Below are 23,198 nucleotides of genomic sequence, written 5' to 3'. Positions count from 1 at the left end.
GAAAGCTTAGATAGAAGTGTTAACGAAATTTTTCGCATGCTGTCTGTGTTAGTCGAAAAACAGTTCATTGAATACGATAGTTACACTTCAACCTATGCATTAACGCTAAAAATGTTTGCGTTATCGAACCAACATCCACCGATAGCACAGCTTTTAAAGCGTGCGACGCCTTTGATGGAAGACATCTGTAACAAAGTTAACCAATCTTGCCATATGTCGGCATACAGCAATGGCGAAATGACCGTTATTGCTCGTCAAGAGAGCCCATATAAAATGGGTTTCAGCCTAAGGCTAGGTTCTATCATTGATATCTGTTCATCGGGCTCGGGTATCGTTTTCTTGAGCTTCCTTAATGAAGAGAAACGTCATTCGATCTTAGACAGACTCGATGCAACACCAGAAGAGAAAGCGCATGCACTAAGCCATGTAGCAACGACAAGAGAACGTGGCTACTACGTGGGTGAAAGTCCGCAAATCAAAGGTGTCACCAACATCAGTTTGCCGATTTTTGGTGTGCTGGGGGATTTGTTGGCAACCATTACCATTCCGTATATGACGTTGAACTCCGATACCGTTCACCACCATATTGAAGATCTAGAAAACACCAAGCGAGAGTTGATGGAATTGGCCGCAAAACTGAATCAAAACTTATCATAAGACAGTATTAACAATGGATATTGAACATAAGAACAGATATTGAACATAAGCATATGTATAGTTTTTGTATCTCGACTCCATACTTCCATATCATCAAATAGCCATATTGTAGTTAATGCCAACTTCCAGTGTCTTCCAGGTATAGAAATGAGCAACGAATCATCAGAAAAAGGGTTGTGCAACGTATTTTTTAGCGGGGCTAAGTATTTTATTAACGATAGGCACGTAGACTTAGATTTCCTGTGCCACAGAAAATCTGTTTTGCCTATTGTACTTGCTGCTATCGAGTTGGTTATTGATGACCCGATCATGATGAATACCATGCTTAGGTATAAGTTAAAATATGATCATCATGCTTTGTGTTTGGTATCCGCTTCAGACGTTGAAATAGTAGATAAAAACAGATTGTTTTCTACCATCCAAAAATTTGGTGGTTTTGACTGCTTAAAAAATTGGGTTTCGATTCGAGATGCAGAAGATTCAGTTCCACATTATGAGTTAATGTCTCTCTGTGAAACGGTGCAAAATGCATTAAAAGGAGCGGCTACATCAGACGAACTAACGGCAAGGAAACATTTTTCTTTCTTAAAATCAAAGCTTTTATTCAATAAAGAGGTTGCACCGGAATTTACTATTGAATCGTTTTATCAATCATTAGATTCAATGGGTAAGTCGTTTATTGAAGAGATCGCTGTTGTCGCTTGTGCCAATTATTTTTCATCGCACAGAAATCAAAGCCTGGAAAATATTTTAGCTAGAACAACGTTTTCAGTTGATGAAAACTGCTTATTAGCAGCCAGCCTTTCTGATCCGCAATTACTTAATGTGTTGGCCAAACACTTTGGCTGTAAGGCATATCAATTAGTCTTCAGCAAAGAAGTCTATGATCTTAGAGATAATATGTTCCGTTTCTCTGAACCGCGTAATTTTGGCAGTCCATCGACAACCTGGTTTCTGGAAGCGAAAAAACAGTATTCCAAGCTTACCTTTTCAAAGGATTGTTTAGATATCCTTAGTAACGCAAGAGAAGCAGGGGGGCTGTCTTTAGACGCTTTAGTCAAGCATATTACGCAATCATCAAGCGACGTTATGCAAAAGTTTATCTCGCTCAATCCGATACGAAATGATTTGGTTTATCGGACTCAAATAAGCCAGAAAATACGCACCTCGCTCAATGATAAAGTTATAGGTCAGGAAGCGGCTGTGGATGGGATATGCCGTGGTTACCTGTCGTCTAGTATTGAATATCAACAAGGACCTCGTTCTATTTATACATTTGTCGGTCCATCAGGTGTTGGAAAAACATTTCTTGCCAAACAACTCCTCGAGCAAATAGAGCAATTCGAGCTAACCGGAAATGAATTTAACATCTTCAATATGGAGAATTACGCCGATTATCGTGATGGATCGAGGTTATTTGGTAGCGGCTCTCAATATACCGACTCTTCGCTGGGGGTATTAACGCGCTTAGTCACCGCCAAACCTCGACAAATTTTGTTGTTCGATGAGATTGAAAAGGCGCATTCGTCGGTGATCCAATCACTACTTTCTGTTCTCGATAGTGCGCTAGCTAAAGATCAGACAAGCCAGGAAGAAGTCGATTTTAGTCAGTGTATTATTATTTTTACGACCAATTTAGGACACGAGATCATCAACAGTAACACTCAAAATAAGACGCTTAGTGTTATTGATATCCTTAAAAACAGAAGTAACCCATCAAATAATGTCTCTTTGTCACCAGAGTTTATCAATCGATTGGCGAAAGGCTATCCCATTATTTTTAAACAGTTAAAAGTCAATCATTTGGTCAAATTGGCTGAAATCGAACTGAGAGATAATGCGCTTTCAGAAGGTGCGATTTCATTCAAATGGAAGCCGCAATTTGCTCCTTTTCTGCTGAAAACTCTCTCGCCAGAGATTAATGTTCGAGCTCTTAAAAGCCAAACCGCGAAACTTCAAGCGGACATTTTAACCCGGTCAGCGAGCTATTTTGATGCAATCACCAATCAGGATGTCCAGTTTTTGGTAGAAGCCGATTTGGGTCATAACGATAGATCTTTTAAATTATTGTTGCTTGATGATGACAAGCGTGTTTTTGACAAACTGGAAAGCGCGAGCGACGATTTAGTCTGCTTGTGCCAGAATGTCGATAGGCTTGAAGATATGCTGGAAAAAGAGTTACCGGATGCATTGCTAATTGATATCACAGTTATCGAGTCAACGGGCTTAAGGTTTTCAGATTTTGTATCGCAATATATTAAGTCGAAACAAATGCCATTGTTTACTTACCGTTTGGTGGATTCAAAAACATCGGCAGTGGTTAGTTATATAAGTCATGATGTGCGAGAGCATTTTGATATTGAACTCAACGTTGAAAATCAAATAAAAGGATCGGCAAGTAAAGAAATACGATTTAGCGAAATGTTGCAACGGATTCAGCATTATCTCTCAATTGAGCATACGTTAACGAAAATGATAAACCGTAAAGAGGCGATTGAGTATTCGTTTAGTGTTCATCCTGATACTAGTGGGCTGCGGGTGAAATTTTCGCAGAACTCGATTCAACAAGTGATCGATGGTGAGGATTTAACGGATAGTCACTTTTTTAAAATGACACTTCCAACAGTCGTTTTGAATGATGTTATAGGGTTAGATAGAGCGAAAAAGCGGCTGGTTGATGTTCTGGGCTGGCTAAATACACCTGAAAAGCTTGGTCATCTTGGCGTACCTGTACCTAGCGGGTTTCTGTTTTCAGGCCCTTCGGGCACAGGTAAAACCTTATTAGCAAAAGCGGTAGCGGGGGAAAGTGGATTACCTTTTTTTGCTGTATCTGCATCACAGCTTTCCAGCTCTTATGAAGGCGGTACAGTAGAAAATATTAAGACACTTTTTCCCACGGCAAGAAAATATGCTCCTGCGATTGTATTTATTGATGAAATCGATGCTGTTGCAGCGAAACGAAGCAGTCGAAATGGTTTGTCGGAGAGAAATGCAGTCGTTAATGCGTTGTTGACCGAGATGGATGGCTTCGCGACAACGAATGATGGCGTATTTGTTATGGCAGCAACAAATCATCCTGATTTGTTGGATGAGGCTATAGTTCGCCCGGGACGTTTCGATGAAACGATTCAATGCGATTTACCTAACAGCGTTGCTCGAAAGCTATTCTTCGAAAGGTTTATCAATCGTCACCGTCTTTCATCTTCAGATTTTGATCTGTTGCATTTAGTTGCAGCATCGCGAGGAATGTCTTCCGCTGAGATTGATCAAGTACTCAGAGAAGTCATTTATGAATCGGTTAGCAAGAAGCTTGTGATCAATGATGCACTGATTCGAGAAACCATTATCAGAGTGAATTATGGTACTCCGAGCGAACACATTGTTTTAAGTGAAACGGAAAAGTTGCGAATTGCATATCATGAAGCGGGGCACTTGCTTACTTCCGTTTTGCTGTTTCCCGATCAGGATATCGATTTTGTGACCATTGAACCTAGAAACTATGCTTTGGGTTTTGTTGCGACCCGACCATTGGCACAGTATGAAGGGTATTCGAAGACATTGATTTTTAAAAGGTTGGAAGTCCTCTTAGCTGGCAGAGTTGCTGAACAGGTGTTTTTTGGCAGTGAAAATGAGGTCAGCACCGGAGCTTCAAATGATATTAGTAAGGCCACGCAGCTTGTCATGCATGCAATATATGAAGCTGGCTTAGAGCCGACGGTTGGTCCAATTGATGTAGGTATGGTGACTAAGTTTGAAGAGAGTGATTTACTGTTGAAAGCTCAAAGCGCTGTCCAGGCTTGGCTCTCTAAGGCAGAACAAGCTGTTTTTCAACGTTTAACCTCTCAGCGTTGTGCTCTTGATCAAATAGCTCAACAATTGCATGAGAAAGAGTCTTTGATGAACAACGAAATAAAAAATTTAATTCGAGATCTCAAGCTATAATGCATTGATATCATTCTAGAAAAATTTCTGTTCAGTGAATGGGCATCGATAAACAAACCCTCTGAGCCAGGGATGGCTCAGCGGAGCCCCATGGAAGGGTTTATGTGTGTTTGTGTTCGATGCCCATTCGCTGTTCCACCAATGCCCAATTTGATCATATTTTTACCTAGGATAATGGTATTAATAAAGAAGAGTATCACAGTGCAAATACAAAAATGCCCAACTTTTTCGTTGGGCATTTATATTTCGTTCTCTAAGGGGAGAACCGATAACGTTATTTTGCGATTACGTTAGCTACGTCTTTAACCAGTGCCGCTAGCTCATCCCATTTTTCGCCATCGATGAGATCGTTTGGAACCATCCAAGTACCACCACAAGCCAATACCGCAGGGATTGCTAGGTAGTCGTTAACGTTTTTCGGGCTTACGCCACCAGTAGGCATGAATTTAACAGGATAAACAGCTGTTAGTGCTTTAAGCATGTTAACGCCGCCTGAAGGTTCAGCTGGGAAGAATTTAAGAGTACGTAGACCCATTTCCATCGCTTGTTCAACAAGGCTAGGGTTGTTTACGCCAGGTACGATGGTTGCACCACGTTGTTGGCAGTATTTAACTGTTGTTGGGTTGAAGCCCGGGCTTACAATGAAATCAACACCGGCGTCGATTGCTTCGTCAACTTGCGCAGTTGTTAGTACTGTACCAGCACCGATTAGCATTTCTGGGAAAGCTTCGCGCATATTTTTGATTGCTTGAACCGCAGCTTCTGTACGGAAAGTCACTTCTGCACATGGCAGGCCGTTTTCAATCAGAACTTCAGCAAGTTTAACTGCTTTGTCTGCGTCTTTGATTGCGATTACAGGAACAACTTTGATTTCAGATAGTTGTTGGTTTAAATCTTTCATCTTCTCTTCCTTAAACTGTTGGCATAGCGCTATTTGGAATGATAGCACCACGGTATTGAATAACGGTTCCAGCCACTAAGTGACCAGCAGAAGCAGACTGTTCTTCGCTGCCTCCAAGAATTCGTTTTGCTAGATAACCTGCACTGAATGAATCACCCGCTGCTGTTGTATCGATCACGTTAGAGATCTTGTTCGCAGCAACAGTGTATTGCTCACCACCAGTAATCACGAAGCAAGCGTCTGCGCCACGTTTAACGACGATCTCTTCAACGCCAAAGCCTTGGGTACGTGCGATAGCTTGCTTTTCTTCACTGTCGCCCCAGAGTAGGACTTCATCATCGAAAGTAAGGAAAGCAATGTCAGTGATTTTCAGGATCTCAGTGTACACTTTCTTCGCGTCTTCAAGAGAAGACCAAAGAGCAGGGCGGAAGTTGTTATCGAACGCAACTTTAACACCTTTTGCACGGCATTTAGTCAGAACTTCGATAAGAGACTTCAGGCAATCTTCAGGAAGGATCGCGACACTGATACCACTTAGGTAGATCATTTGATGTTCGCAAAGTTGTTTTTCAAGCTCTTCAAGTTGAACATCACGTAGCCAGTATTTAGCTGCTGCATCATTACGCCAGTAGAAGAAGCTTCTTTCACCATCTTCACGAGTCTGGATAGTGTAGATGCCTGGCAATTTTTTCTCAGATAGGAAAACCATATCAGTATTAAGACCTTCTTGTTTCCAAGCTGATAGCATTTCAGCACTAAAAGGGTCTTTGCCAAGGCCAGTTACGTAAGAAGTCGTAACACCAGCAGACTGAGTAAGACGAGATAGGTAAACAGCAGTATTTAAAGTGTCGCCACCAAATCCTTGTTCAACTGCACCTTCGTTTTTTCTAAGTTCGACCATGCATTCACCGATGATCGCCACTTTTTTGATTTGGTTCATAGGAAAACTCCGTATGTATTACGAGATTTGATTAAATCTCGTAATGAAACAAGGCGTAATAAGCAAAAATAAAACAACTATCCATATGGTTATATAAAACGGCTGTCTTATGAAAATTTAAAACATTTCGACCATATTTAATCGAAAAAAGCCAACCAGAACTGGTTGGCTTAAAATCATCTATTCCCGATAAATGATTTACACACAATTAAGCGATTAGAGACTTAACGTAAGCTTCAAGTTCTGCATCTTGGCAGTTGCTGAAGAAACACTCTTGGAAACGAGCACCGCCAACAGCTGTTTTAACTAGCTCCTGGTCGATTGAACGTAGAGCTTCAACGATGCTGTCTTTCGCTACTGCAGATTTAACTTGGCTTAGGATGCCAGCATTACGTTGTTGTGGTTCAGCGCGCTCTTTAGGGTAACCTTCGCCACGTGGGCCAGTGAACGCTTTTTCAAACATGTAACGTACGTTTAGTTCGCCAGCCCAACCAAAGCCTTTAGCGAATGCTAGAGCGATAGCGTTACCGTTGTTGATTTGGTTGAATAGGAAAGCGTCAGATGGCTCTAGGCAGTAACCACAAACAACACCTGGGTGTAGGTTTAGAGACATCATTGCACCTTGACCAGTACCACAACCTGCAACTACGAAGTCAACTGCTTTAGAGTTAAGAAGGATGCTAGCCATGATGCCTAGGTGGATGTAAGTTAGGTGGTGATCAGCTTCATCGCTCATACCAACGTTGAATACATCGTGACCAAGAGGAGCCGCAACAGTGTTTAGTTCGTTTAGAACCATTGCGTTTTTACCAGCTTGGCTGTTTTCCATCATCAATGCAATTTTCATCAGATTCTCCTGCAACCGTAGTTGCGTATATTATTTAAACTTTTAGCAGTCTTCTGCGAAGCTCACTAACGTTAACGTAATTAATACTGTTAGTTCTAAACACTGAGTGTCAACGCTTAGAACTAACACTCTTAGAGCTTAAATACTAGATGTTTATCTTAATACAAAAGGCTAAGAACAAAGCCGTTCAGAACAGAGAAAGTGATCGTTAAACAATCACTTTCTCATAATCCGACAGTTAGACGAATTAACGTGCTAACCAACCACCGTCAACAGCGATAGTGTAGCCGTTGATGTAGTCTGAAGCTTTAGAAGCTAGGAACACACATGGACCCGCTAGGTCTTCTGGAGTACCCCAACGGTCAGCAGGAATACGCTCTAGGATAGCTTGGTTGCGGTCTGCGTCTGCACGTAGCGCTGCAGTGTTGTTCGTCGCCATGTAACCAGGTGCGATAGCGTTAACGTTGATGTTGTGTTTAGCCCATTCGTTAGCCATTAGACGAGTGATGCCCATTACGCCGCTCTTAGAAGCAGTGTATGAAGGAACACGGATACCACCTTGGTAAGAAAGCATAGAAGCGATGTTGATGATCTTGCCGCCGTTACCTTGAGCCATGAATTGCTTAGCAACTGCTTGAGACATGAAGAATACAGACTTGATGTTGATGTTCATAACATCATCCCAGTCTTGCTCTGAGAAATCGATTGCGTCGTTACGACGGATGATACCAGCGTTGTTTACTAGGATATCAACACGACCACACTCTTCAACAGCACGGCTAACGATTGAAGGGATATCGTCCAACTTCATTAGGTTCGCACGAATGTCGATGAACTTTTGGCCAGTTGCTTTGATTAGTTCGATCGTTTCAGTTGGTTCAACAATGTTTACACCAACGATGTCACAACCTGCTTGTGCAAGACCTAGAGCCATACCTTGACCTAGACCAGTGTCACAACCAGTTACGATTGCAACTTTACCTTTCACATCAAATGAATCAAGAATCATTACTTTTTTCCTCAACGTACCTAATTAAATATGAACAGGAACGCCCTGATCATCATGTGCAGTAAACATAACAAAAAAGAAATCGACCATCAATTAAAAATGAAAGACCATTTCAAAAATTTCCACCCACATCTAATTTTTGCTCTGTAACCGTGAATCTCGAAAACAAAATAGCATTTTAAAATTAATGTTGGATAGCATTAAAGCTGTTACAATGGACATATGTATTAATGAATGGTTAAGAAAATATGACAGAAAAAGCAACTCTACCTGAGCAAGTCTCTTCGGTGCTGAAGGTGTTCAACATATTGCATGCTTTGGGCGAAAATAAAAAATGCGGTGTCTCTGATTTGTCGCAACGTTTGATGATGTCCAAAGCGAAAACTATTCATTTTCTCGAAACCATGATGAGTTTAGGCTATGTCACCAAAGAGGGCGAGGAGTACTCTTTGACTCTGAAACTGTTTGAGCTCGGGGCAGGTCCACTTGAATACATTAATTTAGAAGAACTTGCAGACAAAGAGATGGTGTTGATCTCGGATGCGATTGGCGAAGCCATTCATTTAGGAGTATTGGAAGGTGAGAGCTTTGTTCACACACATAAAATTGATGCGCAATATAACCTAATTACCCATTCAGACATCGGTCGCCCGCGTCCTTTATATAGCACTGCGATTGGCAAGATGCTGCTTTCTGGCTTAGATGACAATGCAGTCAAAGTGTTACTGAAAGACGTACCGTTTATAAAGTACACGCCAAATACGATGGAAAACGTCGAGCAGATTTTGGCGGCGTTGGCTCCAATTCGCAGCCAGCATTATTCTGAGAGTATGGAAGAGCAAGAGCCTGGTATCCGCTGCCTTGCCGCACCTATCTATGATCGTATGGGGAATATTATTGCTGGCTTGTCTATCTCTACGCCAACCATTCGTTATAACGAGACGCGTAAAACAGAATGCATTCAACTGCTTCATGGTGCATGTCAGCGCATTTCAGCTCAGTTGGGATTCCATAAATATCCAGTAGCAGTGATGCAAGCTGAAGTTATCTAACTTATTTACTACTATCCATTTTTACTACTATCTATTTTTACTACTGTCCATTGCTTAAAAAGCCACCGTCGTTAGAGGGTGGCTTTTACTCATCTAATGTCTCGTTTGAGGTTATTTAGTTAAACCTAACGCTTCATTCATCACGTGGAAGATGTAGTTTTGCTCAACTGCACCTTGGAAAAGGTAAGCTTGAGGACCACGAGCAAAGATAGCTACGTCTTCACCTGAGTGTGTTTCTGAATCTAGTTTGATCATCGACTGTTGTAGATAGTTAATGTTCATTACTTCTTCTTCAGTTGGGTTTGGACGATCTGCACCACCAGTAGCCACTGCACCAGGACCATTACCATAGTTCAATGTTGTGTAGTTTTTGCCGTATGCATCCACGCTCAGCTTACCGTTTGATTTTGATAAGCCTAGGATAGGGTTACCACGGTCAGCATAGCCGTTAGAAATCAATGTGTGAGCATGGTCAGCCGTAACAATGATCAACGTATCTTCTGGGTTAGTTTTATCCAGTGCGGCTTTGATGGCGTCATCGTAAGCAACGGTATCCCATAATGCGCGAGCTGCATTACCTTCGTGGTGAGCGTGGTCAATACGACCAGCTTCAACCATCAGAACGTAACCTTCTTTATTTTGAGCCAATAGATCAATCGCTTTAGAAGTCATTTCAGCTAAAGAGGGTTCATCACCTTTGCGATCAGCTTCGTATTGCATGTGGCTGCTTTCAAACAGACCAAATACTTTTTTTGCATCAGCAGGGATGTTTTCGAAACCTTTTGGGTCGTATACGTATTGACCATCAGGGTGTTGAGCTTGCCACTTTTCAACCAGGTTCTGACCGTCTTTACGTTTACCTTTTTTGCCTTCTGGATCGACTGTATCAACAGGTAAGAATTCACGGCGACCGCCACCAAAGACGACATCCATACCGTTACCCTCATTGAAGTTGATCAACTGCTGAGCGATATCCACACAGCCTTGATTCTTCGCAATGTTTGGCATTGTGGAGTCATTCTCCCAGTCGCGATCAGCTGAGTGAGCATAAGTGGTTGCTGGAGTTGCATGCGTGATACGTGCAGAAGAAACAACACCGACAGACAGACCTTTTTCCGCCGCCATCTCCCATGCTGTTTTCGCTTCGTTCCCTTTTACTGTATTACAGAAACCACGTTGAACCTTGTCATCAACACTAATTACGCCTTGTTTGGTTTTCACACCCGTAACCATCGCCGACGCGGTACCCGCTGAATCTGGTGTTTGTGCGTTGGTGTTGTAAGTTTTTGATAGCGCCATATTTGGCATACTTTCCATGCTTAGGCGATATTCTTCACCCATTAAACCCCGGCGTTGACCTTCAAAAATTCGCGCCGCAGTAATGGTGCCAACGCTCATACCATCACCAACAAACAAAATAACGTTCTTTGCTGGTTTATCAATTGGTCGGTTAGCTTTTGCTTTTGCGATATCTTCTTGTGCTTGTTTGAACCAAACATCGTCTTTTTGCGGTGCAGTGACACCTGCTGTTTGACTTTGAGAAGAACAACCCGCTAGGGCTGCCAAAATACCACTGACTAATAGAAGTTTTTTATTTTTCACGGGCATAGACTCCAATTGTTTTGTTAAATATCCATGTTGTTCAAAGGGTTAATGAAATCTAATTACCCAATATTTTTATGAACAATGCGTTACTGGTCGATGAAGTTTTTATTATTGTCATATTACTGTCTTATCGATCGGTTAGTTTTTGGGCTAACGATAAATAACACATCTTTTTGATATCAATAAAATTACTGACAATGAAAACAACTCGATTAAAACGTTATGTAGGCATAGCGATAGTGGCCGTGTCGTTCACGGTGGGAAGTGTCGCAACGGCTGCGGCACAACACAAAACGACAGTACCCAGCTCAGATGTTATTACTCTCGACTGGGTGGATTTGATTCCTGAAAACGAACGCAATGTGGCTTTAAAGCCGAAAAAAGCACCCGTCAATCATGAAAGTGATACCCCTGCGCAAAATCTGGCCGGTGGATTTCGTGACGACTTAGATGGAAAGCAAGTGCGCATTCCTGGCTTTGTTATTCCCTTAGAAGGGGATGATGAGGTTGTGACTGAGCTACTCTTAGTCCCTTATTTCGGCGCTTGTATCCACGTTCCGCCACCGCCGCCTAATCAAATTATCTATGTGAAGTTTGAGAAAGGAGTGCCACTACAAGGTCTGTGGGATGTGGTTTACGTTGTAGGAGAGCTCAATGTGGAAATGGTTGAGTCAGATTTAGGGCAAGCCGGTTATCTTATTAACGGCGTTACAGTAGAAGCCTATAACGATTCAAGTTCATTGTAGTTTACAACGCTAAATCAGTCTTAACAGCTAAACAACGACGCAACATAAGAAGGCCGCTGAGTGGAAGGAGTTACCCCGCTGCAAGACAATATCCGTTTATTTAGGCGGGTGATGCTCTATCCAGTGGCGAGCGATTTGTTCGCGAGTTGCAATCCACACACCTTGGTGAGATTGCACGTAATCCAAAAATTTTTTCAGTGCCATAAAACGACTGGGTTTTCCTATAATTCTACAGTGAAGACCTACCGACATCATTTTCGGTTTATCTTTGCCTTCTTCATATAAACAATCAAAGTTCTCTTTTAGATACTGGAAAAACTCTTCGCCGTGGCTAAAGCCATAAGGTGAAGAAAAACGCATGTCATTGGTATCTAAAGTGTATGGAATCACCAGATGTGGTCTGGTTTCACTCGGTTTTGGGTTGTTTGGTACGGCTGTCCAAAATGGCAGGTCATCACCATAGTAATCGGAGTCGTAGAGTATGCCATTTTGCTCTGCGACGAGTTCACGGGTGTTAGGTGAATCTCGTCCGGTATACCAACCAATAGGGCGCTTACCGGTTAAACGTTCGATGAGATCGAGCGCTTGTTTCATCTGCTCGCGTTCTTTGTTGATCGGCATATTCTGATAGTGAATCCATTTTAGACCGTGACATGCAATTTCATGCCCATCTTCGATAATGGCTTTGGTCACTTCAGGGTTACGTTCTAAAGCCGTGGCTATGCCGAAAACGGTTAACGGCAGCTCGCGTTTTTTAAATTCATTGAGAATGCGCCATACACCTGCGCGTGAACCATATTCATACAGTGATTCCATACTCATATGACGAGCAGGATAAGCCTCTGCGCCGGCGATTTCTGATAAGAAAATTTCGGAATGAGGATCTCCGTGCAGAACACAGTTTTCACCACCTTCTTCGTAGTTAAGCACAAACTGAATGGCGATTTTGGCACTATTTGGCCATTTGGCGTCTGGAATGTTATTGCGTCCATAACCAACGTAATCACGAGGATTTAACTCTTCCATGTAAATTCCTTTTTCGTGGTGAGTCTCTTATTTTTGGCTCAAGCGAATAGTTTGCCAAAATCGACATGGGTTTCTTGTTTGCTTGCCAGTGATATTGAAGATTTTATCTGTTCTAAGTGATGTCGCATCCAGTGTTGCGCCTCTTTAATCAGACCGTCATCAAGCAGATTAATTAAGTCTGAATGGTCACCACAATCGCAATTGACACTTTCATGAGTTCCATAAGCGGCAATAACCAGTGATGAACGATAGCAAAGCTGCTCGACAAACTCGGCTAAAACTAAATTGTTACCAACACGAGCCAGCTCGTAATGAAACTTAGCGGTTAACTGAATAGCTTGAGCCATATCGCCATTGATATTTGCTTGCCTTTCTAATGCCACCATCGCTCTGAACTGATGTGACAACTTGTCATTCCAGTTGCTTATAATCTCTGGTATTAATAGAGATTCAATCATGATTCGGCTGTCCCAAACTTCACAAGCTTCTCTGCGGCTTGGTCTATTTACTTGCGCACCTTTATTGGGTTGAATTACCACAAAACGCTCTAATGCTAATCGTTGCAACACCTTACGTATCCCAGTGCGGCTGACGCCAAATGCTTCGGACAGTTTGTCCTCTGGAAGACGTTCGCCCGGCGGTAGTTGGTGTTCAACAATGGCCTTCAGCATTTTTTGATAAATGATATCGTCGTTAGACATGCGGAACTCTCCAATTGCGGTTGTATACAAAGTTCTAGTGCAATATGTATACCAAATAGCCTGCTATTGTTTTCCGTATGCATCAGGAATGCTCAGGTTGACAATGCTTTATCCTATTGCACTAAGATGCAGCAGTTGTTCGACTCTGGTGCATAAAAGTGTGTGTACAATATTCACTAATCTAATGATATGGTAGCTTGCGAATTTGGCATACTACTTGTATTTATAATTGTATACAATTGATCTAATCAGAAGCTTACATGGGTATGTAGGGACTATTTTAAGAGCAGACACAATAATATGAACGTAATCGATAAGTTAAAAAAGGAATGGTTTCTGGTTGGCATGGTGGTCGCTATCGCGTTGGCCACGGTTAGCTCGGATGTGGGCAAATCAGGAGGATGGATTCACCTTGATGTGCTTACTGGTGTCGGCGTCGCGATTGTTTTCTTCCTCCATGGCTTAGGGCTTTCTCCTCAGTCAATTAAAGCCGGTATGACAAATTGGCGTCTGCATCTCTATATTCAAGCAGCGACTTTCGTTGTTTACCCATTATTGTGGGTGATCTTTGGTGAAGCGTTTATGGCGTATATGCCGGCCGCTTTAGCTTTTGGCTTCTGTTATCTATTAGTGCTGCCAAGCACAATCTCGTCTTCTGTTGCGATGACCAGCGTAGGTAAAGGCAACGTACCGGGCGCAATTTTTAACGCATCGTTATCGAGCATTATCGGCGTAGTGATCACGCCATTCCTGATTCAACTCTTTATGGGTGTTGAAGGGGTGGAGCTTGATCTAATGGCTTCGGTTTTATCCATCGCCAAGTTGCTGCTTCTGCCAATGATCGTCGGTCAAATTCTTCGTCCCTATCTTGTTGATTGGACCTCGAAACACAAAGGTGCGGTGGGTAAAGTCGATAAGTACGTGATTTTAGCTATTGTTTACAACGCGTTCTGCGATTCAGTAGTAAACGGCATCTGGAGTGAGTTCTCAATTGGGTTACTTGCGACTTCTATCGCGATCTGTTTGTTGGTTCTGCTGCTTATGGTGCATTTAATTCAGTGGGGTGCGCGCCGTGTTAAGTTCGAACTTGCAGATGAAGTGGCGGCAGTGTTCTGTGGAACCAAGAAGACACTGGCTGCGGGAATTCCTATGGCAAAAGTGATTTTTGGAACCGATCCAACACTCGGCATGATCTTATTACCTATCATGCTTTACCACCCAATCCAGATTTTCTACTGTGCAATATTAGCCAATCGCTATGCTCGTCAAGCAGAGGGTACTGCAGTCCCTAACTAAAAAACATAAGGAAGTAAAATGACTAAGGATAGTCGAGTTTATTGCTCTCAAGGGCCAGAACAAATATCCTCGAAAGAACACGGAAGCTTAAGCGGCAAACAGTTTGTTTTTAAAGACTTGTTTGATGTTAAAGGCTATAAAACTGGAGCAGGAAATCCTCAATGGTTGGCGACGCATGCTTGTGCGCCAACCACATCTTCATTGATCTCTAAGTTGCTGAATAACGGTGCCGAGTGTGTTGGCCGTGTACAAAGCGATGAACTGGCTTACAGCTTAAATGGCCAGAACATTCATTACGGCACGCCACTCAACCCTGTCGCGCCTGATTGCATTCCCGGAGGTTCATCCAGTGGCAGTGCTGTTGCCGTGGCAAACAGCGATTGTGATTTCTCAATTGGCACGGATACCGGCGGATCGGTACGAGTACCCGCGAGCTATTGTGGTTTGTTTGGTCTTAGACCAACACTTGGTTCGCTTGATCTTCACGCATGCTTTGAACTATCGAAAAGTTTCGATACCGCAGGCATTTTTAGTCGCGAGTTACCCTTACTACGCAAAGTTTGGCGTGTGTTGTCAGGTTCAAAATCAGAAAGTCGCAGCGAGACTCATTTGTACTTGGATAATCAGTGTGCTCAACTGCTCAGTGAAGAACGCTTGGCTCGTTTAATAAGTTGGTGCAACCAGGCTGAGATTGAGTTAGTCCATGGTGATGTTCTGCAAGAGAACGACTGGCAATTAAGTGATCTCAGTTTGTTGTTCAGAACGATTCAAGGCTTCGACATTATTCAAAAACATGGATTATGGCTTGAACAACATGGTGACAGTTTAGACCCTGCAATTTTGCAGCGGGTAAAATGGTCTCGTACCATTTCTGAGCAGGATTATTTGCAAGCGTTGGATAAGCAGTCCGAATTCCGTGAACTCATTACTTACCATCTAACCGAATATGCGCTTGCTTGGGCAATTCCAACCACACCATCAGGTCCGCCAGCGCTGACTATGAGTGGCGAAGCGCTTGCGACATACCGAACTCAGCTTATGGGCTTAACCAGTATTGCTGGTCTAAGTGGATTGCCTCAATTGCATCTGCCAATGCAAGGATTGCAAGAAGGCCCATGTGGAGTGTCCGTTATGGGCTTATCGAATCGAGAAGAAGACCTGATGACGACGGGTGAAAAGCTGATTCAAGCAGAAAAGTTTGTTCAAGGAGAAATGCTTGTGCAAGGAGAAAATAGATGAAATATCAAACTGCTTTTACCGCTCCACACTATAAAGCTGCTCAAGTAGGTCAGCAGATCCTCGATCAAGGCGGCACTGCAAGCGAGGCAATGGTTGCAGCGGCGGCGATGATTGCCGTGCAATATCCTCATATGAATAGCATTGGTGGTGACAGCTTCTGGCTGATCGCCAAACAGGGTCAAACTCCAGTTGCCATTGACGGCTGTGGTGCGGCTGCAATCAATGTTGACGTTGAACACTACCGCAATCAAGGCACTGAATTGCCAGAATTCGGTGGGCAGGCTGCGATTACTATGGCGGGTACTATTTCAGCTTGGCAGAAAGCGTTAGAGCTTGATTCGACCAACCTCAGTTTGCATACTTTGTTAGACCCAGCGATCATCGCGGCGCAGCAGGGTATTGAAGTGACTCAAAGCTTAGCTAATGCCAGTGAGAAAACATTTGGTCGATTCGCTCAGCTTAAGTCATTTGCAGAAAACTTTCTTAAAGAAGGAAAAACACTAATAGTGGGTGACATTGTCACGAACCAAGCGCTGGCAAACACTCTTAAAACGCTTGCCGAAAATGGCTTAGATGATTTCTATCGCGGAGAGATAGCAAAAAGTGCTGCCGCAGAGTTAGCCCAAGTCGGAAGCCCCATTTCGTTAGACGATTTCGAGCAACATCAAGCCAAAGTCATGGCTCCTTTATCGGTAGAAACATCGAAAGGTAAACTTTACAACTTTGGCGCGCCAACCCAAGGTGTCGCATCACTGCTCATATTGGCGATATACGACCGATTAGCGTCACAAGCTCAAAGCGAAATTGACCATATACATCTCTTGGTTGAAGCGACCAAACAAGCCTTCATCATTCGTGATAAAGAGGTGTGTGATGAAGAATATCTGACTCAGCCTTTGCAAGAGTGGCTCAATGAGTCAGTGATTGATCGCTGCACGGCACAAGTCTCAATGGAACAGGCATTGCCTTGGCCGCATCAGGCACAACCGGGTGACACCATTTGGATGGGTGCAACCGACCAATACGGCACTATGGTCAGTTTCATTCAAAGTATTTATTGGGAGTTTGGCACTGGTGTTGTGCTGCCATCAACCGGCATTTTGTGGAACATCCGTTCAAAGAGTTTCTCGTTAGAGACTAATCATCACAACGTGCTCTCGGGTGGTAAAAAGCCGTTCCACACATTAAACCCTGCATACGCAGAACTAGCTGATGACAGACGTATGGTTTATGGAACCATGGGTGGTGAAGGGCAGCCTCAAACTCAAGCCTGTTTGTTTAGCCGCTACCACTATCAGGGATATGCACTGGATGAAGCTGTTGCACTTCCGAGATGGTTGTTAGGACGCACTTGGGGGGATTCAACCAACAACTTGCGCCTTGAAGAATCTCTCTATCAGCAATATGGCGAACAACTGAAACAAAGAGGCCATGATGTTACTTACGTGGCGGATAACAACGAATTAATGGGACACGCTGGCGCAATCATTATTGATACGCATGGAAAAGCCTCGGCGACCAGTGATCCTCGTAGCGATGGAACTTATTTACTTGGAGAATAAAATGACAGCCCATAATGAATTGCATGCAACTGGCAATCTGTTTGAAACGCTCAACCCGCCACAACGTCTGCTTATGGGGCCAGGACCAATCAATGCGTACCCGCGCGTGCATCAAGCGATTTCGCAATCCCTGATTGGTCAGTACGACCCTGTAATGACAGGTTATATGAACCAAGTTCAGTCGCTGTATCGCGGTGTGTTTTTTACTAATAACCAACAAACCATGCTGGTGGATGGTACAGCGCGTTCTGGTATTGAAGCGGTATTAGTGTCGGTTCTTCAACCGGGTGATAAAGTGCTGGTTCCTGTCATTGGTCGCTTTGGTCATCTGCTCTGTGAAATAGCCCAGCGTGTAGGTGCCGTGGTTAAAACGATCGATATTGAATGGGGTGAAATTTGTCCTGCTGAAAAAGTGGAGCAGGCGATCAAATCCTTCAATCCCAAATTAGTGGCAACGGTTCAGGGTGATACATCCACTACCATGAATCAGCCATTGCGAGAAATTGGCGAGATTTGTCAGCGTCACGGCGTGCTTTTCTACTGTGATGCTACCGCTTCAATTGCGGGTAACGATCTTAAGGTGGATGAATGGTGCTTAGATGCGGTATCAGCAGGTTTACAAAAATGTCTCGGTGGACCTTCTGGCTCTGCACCAATTACTTTAAGTGACCGTTGTGCCGCTGTGATTAATCGTCGTAAACATGTAGAAGCGGGGATTCGCGCCGATCACCATACACAAGGCGAAGACGCGATGATTCAATCGAACTATTTCGATTTAGCAATGATCATGGATTATTGGGGACCTGAGCGTCTGAACCACCACACAGAAGCGACCAGCATGCTTTATGCCGCTCGTGAGTGTGCACGTATTTTCCTTGAAGAAGGTCCTGAAAAGGTTATCGCACGTCATAAACAAGCTGGTGATGCGATGGCGGCTGGATTAAGTGCGATGGGGCTTGAGTTATTTGGTAATCAAGCATACAAGATGAACAACGTCGTTGGTGTCTATATTCCTGTGAATGTGAATGGCGATGCCGTTCGATTAGATCTTCTGAACCGTTTCGGTATCGAAATCGGCACTTCATTTGGACCGTTACATGGTAAAATCTGGCGTATTGGCACTATGGGCTATAACGCTCGTCAAGAGTGCGTGCTTTCTACCTTGGCAGCACTAGAATCAATGCTGATTAAGCACAAAGCGAAAATAGACCCGGGTCAAGCGGTCGCTGCGGCAATGGAATTTTATCAATAGTGGGAGTGTTATGACTGTTTTTATTGAGATGGACACGCAAAGTCGCGCGGCGCAATTGATGGAGCAAGCTGATGTGCTTGCTTCATTTAGTGAGAGTGAAACGGGCTTAACACGAGCGTATTTAACGCCGCAACATCGTGCTGCACATGATCAACTAGCGCAGTGGATGCAACAAGCGGGCTTAGAAACTTGGCAAGACAGTGTTGGCAACCAGTGGGGCAGAAAAGTCTCGCCAAATCCAACGAAGCCAACGCTGATTTTAGGCTCTCACAGTGATACGGTGGTGAATGCGGGCAAATATGACGGTAACTTAGGTGTCTTGCTCGCCATAGAAACACTGGCAGCACTGCGTGGGGAAACCTTTCCATTTCACATCGATGTTGTCGCCTTTGCTGACGAAGAAGGCACAAGGTTTAACACCACGTTGATCGGTTCCAGTGCAGTTGCTGGCTGCTTTAACTCTAATTGGATACAAGTGACTGACGCAAGCGGCATTACTATGGCGCAAGCGATGCGAGAGTTTGGACTTAATCCAGAGAAAGCGGGTAATGATGCACGTAAAGCGCAGGATGTTCAGGCTTATTTAGAAGCACATATTGAGCAAGGACCGATACTTGAAGCAGAAAACCTGGCGGTGGGCGTGGTAACCGGTATTGCCGGTGCAAAACGTTTTCAATGTGAAGTGACGGGTATGACTGGTCACGCGGGCACTGTGCCAGTGCGCTTACGTCAAGATGCGATGAGCGGTACTGCCGAGATGATTTTATCCATTGAAAAATTGGCTAAAGACCAAGGTGTGGTCGCTACCGTGGGTAAATGCGAAATCATATCTGGTGCCGTAAACGTGATTGCCGGCAAAGTGAAGTTTACCATTGATATTCGTAGTGCTTCGCAGTCTGCGTTAGAAACCGCGACGTATGAAATGCTCGAGCAACTGAAACATATCGCGCAGCAGCGCAAGCTTATTTTTGACTGTGAAAACATCTACCAAGCGAAAGCCATTCAATGCAGCAATAAGCTGCAACAAAAATGGGCGAATGTGGTTGAAAAAGTCACCCATTCATCGGCGCGTTATTTACCGAGTGGCGCAGGACATGATGCCATGGTGATGGCGGAGCTGACAGACACAGGAATGTTGTTTATTCGTTGCGAGAAGGGCATCAGTCATAACCCAAGAGAGCAGGTTCAGACGTCCGATGTTGAGATTGGATTGGCGTGCTTTATTGAGATGGTTCGAAGCTTTAATGTTTAATGATTTTTAACGTGTAATTGGACACTCAGTTGCCGACAGGTTAAACAAAGAACCCCACAATCACAATCGTGGGGTTTTTGTCACCTTAATTCAGCTCTTCCGCTTGAATAAAATTCGCCGTTCTTTCTTCATAGGCATGCTCAAACGCTTTAAGACGTTTGTAGATAGACAGCAGTTCGACGATGGTTGTCCATGAGTTCACCAAGTACTGGAATGAGTTTTCTACCTGGTTGAACGCGTTCATGATGCGCTGCATCACGCCGAGCGTAAAAGCACCAGCAACGATAGACGGAGCAAGTGCAATAAAGGGGATAAATGCGCCAAACTGCAAGTAGCCGTAGCGAACCACGTTGAAATACACATAGTGCATGTACAGTTTGAAGTAGTTCTGACGAACGTTACCAAATAGTTCTTCTAATGTGAGTGGATGTGCACGGTCTTCATAGTCTTCACCGTAAACCAGTTCTTTACGATACGCGGCTTCTACTTTCTGGTTGTTAAATTCCAGACCCGGCAGTTTGATACCTGCGAATGCAAGCAGTACGGTACCAAAAATTGACCAAAGGATAGCGACGAAAACCAATGCTTGAGGAACTTCACCGACGAACGGCAGCGTAGTGACATAGCCTGATAATCCCCAAAGAATGGGTAGGAAGGCGATCAGCGTCATTACAGAGTTAAGCAAGCGAACGCCTAAGCTTTCCATAATGCTGGCAAAACGCATGGTGTCTTCCTGAATACGTTGCGCGGCACCTTCAATGTGACGAACATGCTCCCATCTTGCGGTGTAATGTTCAGTCATTGCTGTACGCCAACGAAAGACAAAATGGCTAACGAAGAAGGCATTACCTACTGCCACCATGATGGCGATCATCAGTAGTACCATCACGGTTGAAAGCTCAGAGTAAAACTCTGTGAGGGTGATACTGTTAGGCGCTGTCAGTGCTTTTTGAATTAGGTTGTAAAAATCACCGTACCACTCATTGAGCATTACGCTGACTTCCACCTGGAACCAAGTGATGAACACAATTAAGCCAGAACCAAGTACCGACCATTTCGCCCATTTCTGTCCGCCGAGCACCATCCAGCCGCCAATAAACAATCCATAGCACAGCGTCATAAACTGATACAGCCAGGCATTCACGGCGGTTTCTGTTGTCGCTTGAAATTCAACTGTGGCGGCTTCGTTCGCGCCTTCAGTCAGAGCCACAGGGTAATCAACACCGAAAATATGAGCCAAACTGAGGTGAGGACCGAGATCTTCAATAACGGTGTACCAACCAATCACACAAACAAGAGCCCAAACAACAAAGCTGAGAAAAAACAATTTGGGTCGTGGGAAAAAAGAACTAAACACAGCAGCTTCCTTTTGATGACAACATGCATACCCATTCTTTAAGAGCTTGAGTCAGGGTATCTTTAATTTCAGTATATTACTGACCGCATAAAATACGATTAGTTTTATACTCATGTTAATTTAATCCAACAAACCTCTTTTCTTACGGGTTGAATCTGTTTTAGTATCAGAATACTAAGTATTGGACATGCATCTCACATCACCAGCCCAGACTTAACGGACTTATCTTTAGTAGTAACTTATTTTGTAGGAAAACATATGGCGGCTTTTGGTACTGTATTTATGCCTAAGATGGCATTAGCAACATTCGAAAATAATCAATGGTCAGACGCAGAAATCGTCGCTTCTGACAATATCTCACTTCATCCGGGAGCTCACGTCTTACACTATTCAAGCACGTGTTTTGAAGGGTTAAAAGCATTCCGTCACGAAGACGGCAGCGTACACGTCTTTCGAATGGACCAAAACGTCAACCGTTTTGCTCAAAGCAGCAAACTGCTTTCTCTACCAGAAGTGAACAAAGAACAGCTTTCTAAAATGATCGTTGATATCGTCGCCGAGTTTGCTGCAGAAGTGCCTGTGCCTCCTGGTTCTATGTACATTCGTCCAACTCACATTGGTACTGAAGCGGCGGTTGGGAAAGCAGCGGCTCCATCTCTTTCATCTATGATGTACGTGCTACTTTCTCCAGTAGGTGACTACTTTGCTGGTGGTGCAAATGCGCTGCGTCTTCTACTTGACGAAACAGGTCAACGTTGTGCGCCGCATATGGGTATGATCAAGAGTGGTGGCAACTACGCCAGTGCGCTTTCTCCGACACTAGAAGCAAAAGAAAAATACAAAGCTGACCAAGTTCTGTTCTGTCCAAACGGTTATATTACAGAAACAGGTGCTGCGAACTTCCTGCTGGTTGATGGTAACGAAATTATCACTAAAGCATTGGATTCAAGTTTCCTACACGGTGTCACTCGCTCAAGTATCCTGACTATTGCTAAAGATCTGGGTATGACAGTGAGCGAACGTGAAGTGTCTGTAGAAGAGCTTCTAGAGCGCGCCGCAAAACCGGGTGTAGAAGCTATGCTGTCTGGTACAGCGGCGGTACTGACGTCTGTTGGCACATTCATTCACAACGGCGAAGATGTGAAAGTTGGCAGCGGTGAAGTTGGTCCTATTGCGCAGAAACTTCGCCAAGCACTGAATGACATTCAGTGGGGTAAAGCGTCAGACACACATAACTGGTTAACTAAGATCGTTTAATTAAATCTGGTTACCAGACACAAAAAGTCAGATCGAACGATGAAATGACCCGCAGTTATTGCGTAATGTCTGTCAGTTAAGCTCAAAAAGACATAATTCTCGTTCCCACGGTCCCCTGAAGTGACCCCCAATAGTTGGACAACCAATTATTGGGGGTCACTTCAGGGGACCGTGGGAACGAGAGATTTTCTTAACTGATTGGCATTGCGCAATTATTGCGGGTCTTTTTATTGCTAGTTAATCGTGTTTAGCAGATAACCTAACCGTTGACGTTCTTCATCCGTCATTTTTGTCTTATTAAGAAAAGGCATATCGCCACTTACGACAGCACGGGCAAGAATCCTCGATTTCCATCGTTCAACATCTTGCCAACTATCGAACATTGCTCCACCTTGAGCGACCTTAAATACATCATCGGTAGGCGCTGAACTGTGGCACTGACTGCATCTCGTTTGGATGATCTCAAAAGCGTCGTACTGCTGCTGAGTTAAGCTCGCTGTAGTCGGTGTTTCTGCAGTTGAGGTCGAACTTGGGCTTGCCGCCACAGCTGCTTCACT

General features: G+C 43.8%; 18 protein-coding genes and 1 pseudogene. 10 read left to right on the top strand and 9 right to left on the bottom strand.

The window, feature by feature from the left end:
- Positions 1-657: IclR family transcriptional regulator (locus ACK5MF_RS17335; RefSeq protein WP_416923795.1), on the top strand; the 657-nt coding region annotated here is incomplete at its 5' end.
- A 147-nt stretch (positions 658-804) separates the two neighbouring features.
- Positions 805-4,599: an AAA family ATPase gene (locus tag ACK5MF_RS17330; protein WP_416923794.1), complete on the top strand. Its 3,795-nt coding sequence runs from the start codon at positions 805-807 to the stop codon at positions 4,597-4,599.
- Between the two features lie 274 nt (positions 4,600-4,873).
- Here ACK5MF_RS17330 and ACK5MF_RS17325 read toward each other — a convergent pair whose 3' ends face one another.
- The 4 genes from ACK5MF_RS17325 to kduD form a co-directional block, all read right to left on the bottom strand.
- Complete coding sequence (locus ACK5MF_RS17325; protein WP_171138941.1) at positions 4,874-5,500, bottom strand: bifunctional 4-hydroxy-2-oxoglutarate aldolase/2-dehydro-3-deoxy-phosphogluconate aldolase; 627 nt, start codon at positions 5,498-5,500, stop codon at positions 4,874-4,876.
- A gap of 10 nt (positions 5,501-5,510) precedes the next feature.
- Positions 5,511-6,440: a sugar kinase gene (locus ACK5MF_RS17320; RefSeq protein WP_416923793.1), complete on the bottom strand. Its 930-nt coding sequence runs from the start codon at positions 6,438-6,440 to the stop codon at positions 5,511-5,513.
- Positions 6,441-6,648: 208 nt separating this feature from the next.
- The gene (locus ACK5MF_RS17315; protein WP_416923792.1) at positions 6,649-7,287 is read right to left on the bottom strand and encodes an RpiB/LacA/LacB family sugar-phosphate isomerase; all 639 of its coding nucleotides are present in this window, start codon (positions 7,285-7,287) and stop codon (positions 6,649-6,651) included.
- Positions 7,288-7,534: 247 nt separating this feature from the next.
- Positions 7,535-8,296 carry a 2-dehydro-3-deoxy-D-gluconate 5-dehydrogenase KduD gene (kduD, locus tag ACK5MF_RS17310; RefSeq protein ID WP_261881142.1) on the bottom strand — a complete coding sequence of 254 codons (762 nt, stop codon included), beginning with the start codon at positions 8,294-8,296 and terminating at the stop codon, positions 7,535-7,537.
- Between the two features lie 248 nt (positions 8,297-8,544).
- On the opposite strand from kduD, the gene kdgR reads away from it, so the two are divergent.
- Positions 8,545-9,348 carry a DNA-binding transcriptional regulator KdgR gene (kdgR, locus tag ACK5MF_RS17305; protein ID WP_416923791.1) on the top strand — a complete coding sequence of 268 codons (804 nt, stop codon included), beginning with the start codon at positions 8,545-8,547 and terminating at the stop codon, positions 9,346-9,348.
- Between the two features lie 111 nt (positions 9,349-9,459).
- Here the strand turns inward: kdgR and ACK5MF_RS17300 are convergent, their stop codons facing one another.
- Positions 9,460-10,950: an alkaline phosphatase gene (locus ACK5MF_RS17300; protein WP_416923790.1), complete on the bottom strand. Its 1,491-nt coding sequence runs from the start codon at positions 10,948-10,950 to the stop codon at positions 9,460-9,462.
- 200 nt (positions 10,951-11,150) lie between these two features.
- Here ACK5MF_RS17300 and ACK5MF_RS17295 point away from each other — a divergent pair, with 200 nt between their 5' ends.
- Positions 11,151-11,699: a DUF3299 domain-containing protein gene (locus tag ACK5MF_RS17295; RefSeq protein ID WP_416923789.1), complete on the top strand. Its 549-nt coding sequence runs from the start codon at positions 11,151-11,153 to the stop codon at positions 11,697-11,699.
- Positions 11,700-11,795: 96 nt separating this feature from the next.
- On the opposite strand, the gene puuE is transcribed toward ACK5MF_RS17295, so the two are convergent.
- Both puuE and ACK5MF_RS17285 read right to left on the bottom strand, forming a co-directional pair.
- Positions 11,796-12,725, bottom strand: coding sequence for an allantoinase PuuE (gene puuE / locus ACK5MF_RS17290; protein WP_416923788.1), 930 nt, complete (start codon positions 12,723-12,725; stop codon positions 11,796-11,798).
- A gap of 38 nt (positions 12,726-12,763) precedes the next feature.
- Positions 12,764-13,426 (bottom strand): GntR family transcriptional regulator, encoded by a 663-nt coding sequence (locus ACK5MF_RS17285; RefSeq protein ID WP_416923787.1) that lies wholly within the window; start codon positions 13,424-13,426, stop codon positions 12,764-12,766.
- 300 nt (positions 13,427-13,726) lie between these two features.
- Here ACK5MF_RS17285 and ACK5MF_RS17280 point away from each other — a divergent pair, with 300 nt between their 5' ends.
- The 5 genes from ACK5MF_RS17280 to ACK5MF_RS17260 are packed head-to-tail and all read left to right on the top strand — an operon-like array spanning position 13,727 to position 20,027.
- Complete coding sequence (locus ACK5MF_RS17280) at positions 13,727-14,722, top strand: bile acid:sodium symporter family protein (protein WP_416923786.1); 996 nt, start codon at positions 13,727-13,729, stop codon at positions 14,720-14,722.
- Between the two features lie 18 nt (positions 14,723-14,740).
- On the top strand, positions 14,741-15,961 hold the full coding sequence (locus tag ACK5MF_RS17275; RefSeq protein WP_416923785.1) for an amidase: 1,221 nt from the start codon (positions 14,741-14,743) through the stop codon (positions 15,959-15,961).
- A complete protein-coding gene (locus ACK5MF_RS17270) occupies positions 15,958-17,523 on the top strand; it encodes a gamma-glutamyltransferase family protein (protein WP_416923784.1) in 1,566 nt (521 codons plus the stop codon). The genes ACK5MF_RS17275 and ACK5MF_RS17270 overlap by 4 nt, the downstream gene beginning before the upstream one ends.
- A gap of 1 nt (position 17,524) precedes the next feature.
- Positions 17,525-18,775 (top strand): pyridoxal-phosphate-dependent aminotransferase family protein, encoded by a 1,251-nt coding sequence (locus tag ACK5MF_RS17265; protein ID WP_416923783.1) that lies wholly within the window; start codon positions 17,525-17,527, stop codon positions 18,773-18,775.
- Between the two features lie 10 nt (positions 18,776-18,785).
- Positions 18,786-20,027 carry an allantoate amidohydrolase gene (locus ACK5MF_RS17260; RefSeq protein ID WP_416923782.1) on the top strand — a complete coding sequence of 414 codons (1,242 nt, stop codon included), beginning with the start codon at positions 18,786-18,788 and terminating at the stop codon, positions 20,025-20,027.
- An 85-nt stretch (positions 20,028-20,112) separates the two neighbouring features.
- Here the strand turns inward: ACK5MF_RS17260 and sbmA are convergent, their stop codons facing one another.
- On the bottom strand, positions 20,113-21,384 hold the full coding sequence (gene sbmA, locus ACK5MF_RS17255; protein WP_416923781.1) for a peptide antibiotic transporter SbmA: 1,272 nt from the start codon (positions 21,382-21,384) through the stop codon (positions 20,113-20,115).
- Between the two features lie 258 nt (positions 21,385-21,642).
- Here sbmA and ACK5MF_RS17250 point away from each other — a divergent pair, with 258 nt between their 5' ends.
- Positions 21,643-22,641: a branched-chain amino acid aminotransferase gene (locus tag ACK5MF_RS17250; protein WP_416923780.1), complete on the top strand. Its 999-nt coding sequence runs from the start codon at positions 21,643-21,645 to the stop codon at positions 22,639-22,641.
- Positions 22,642-22,874: 233 nt separating this feature from the next.
- On the opposite strand, the pseudogene ACK5MF_RS17245 reads toward ACK5MF_RS17250, so the two are convergent.
- A pseudogene (locus tag ACK5MF_RS17245) lies at positions 22,875-23,198 on the bottom strand (hypothetical protein); the annotation flags it as partial.

It is taken from the genome of Vibrio sp. (assembly GCF_047973365.1).
In the GTDB taxonomy this organism is placed as follows: domain Bacteria; phylum Pseudomonadota; class Gammaproteobacteria; order Enterobacterales; family Vibrionaceae; genus Vibrio.
Note: the sequence above shows the minus strand (reverse complement) of the source record. Positions and strands in the feature narration are given on the sequence as shown.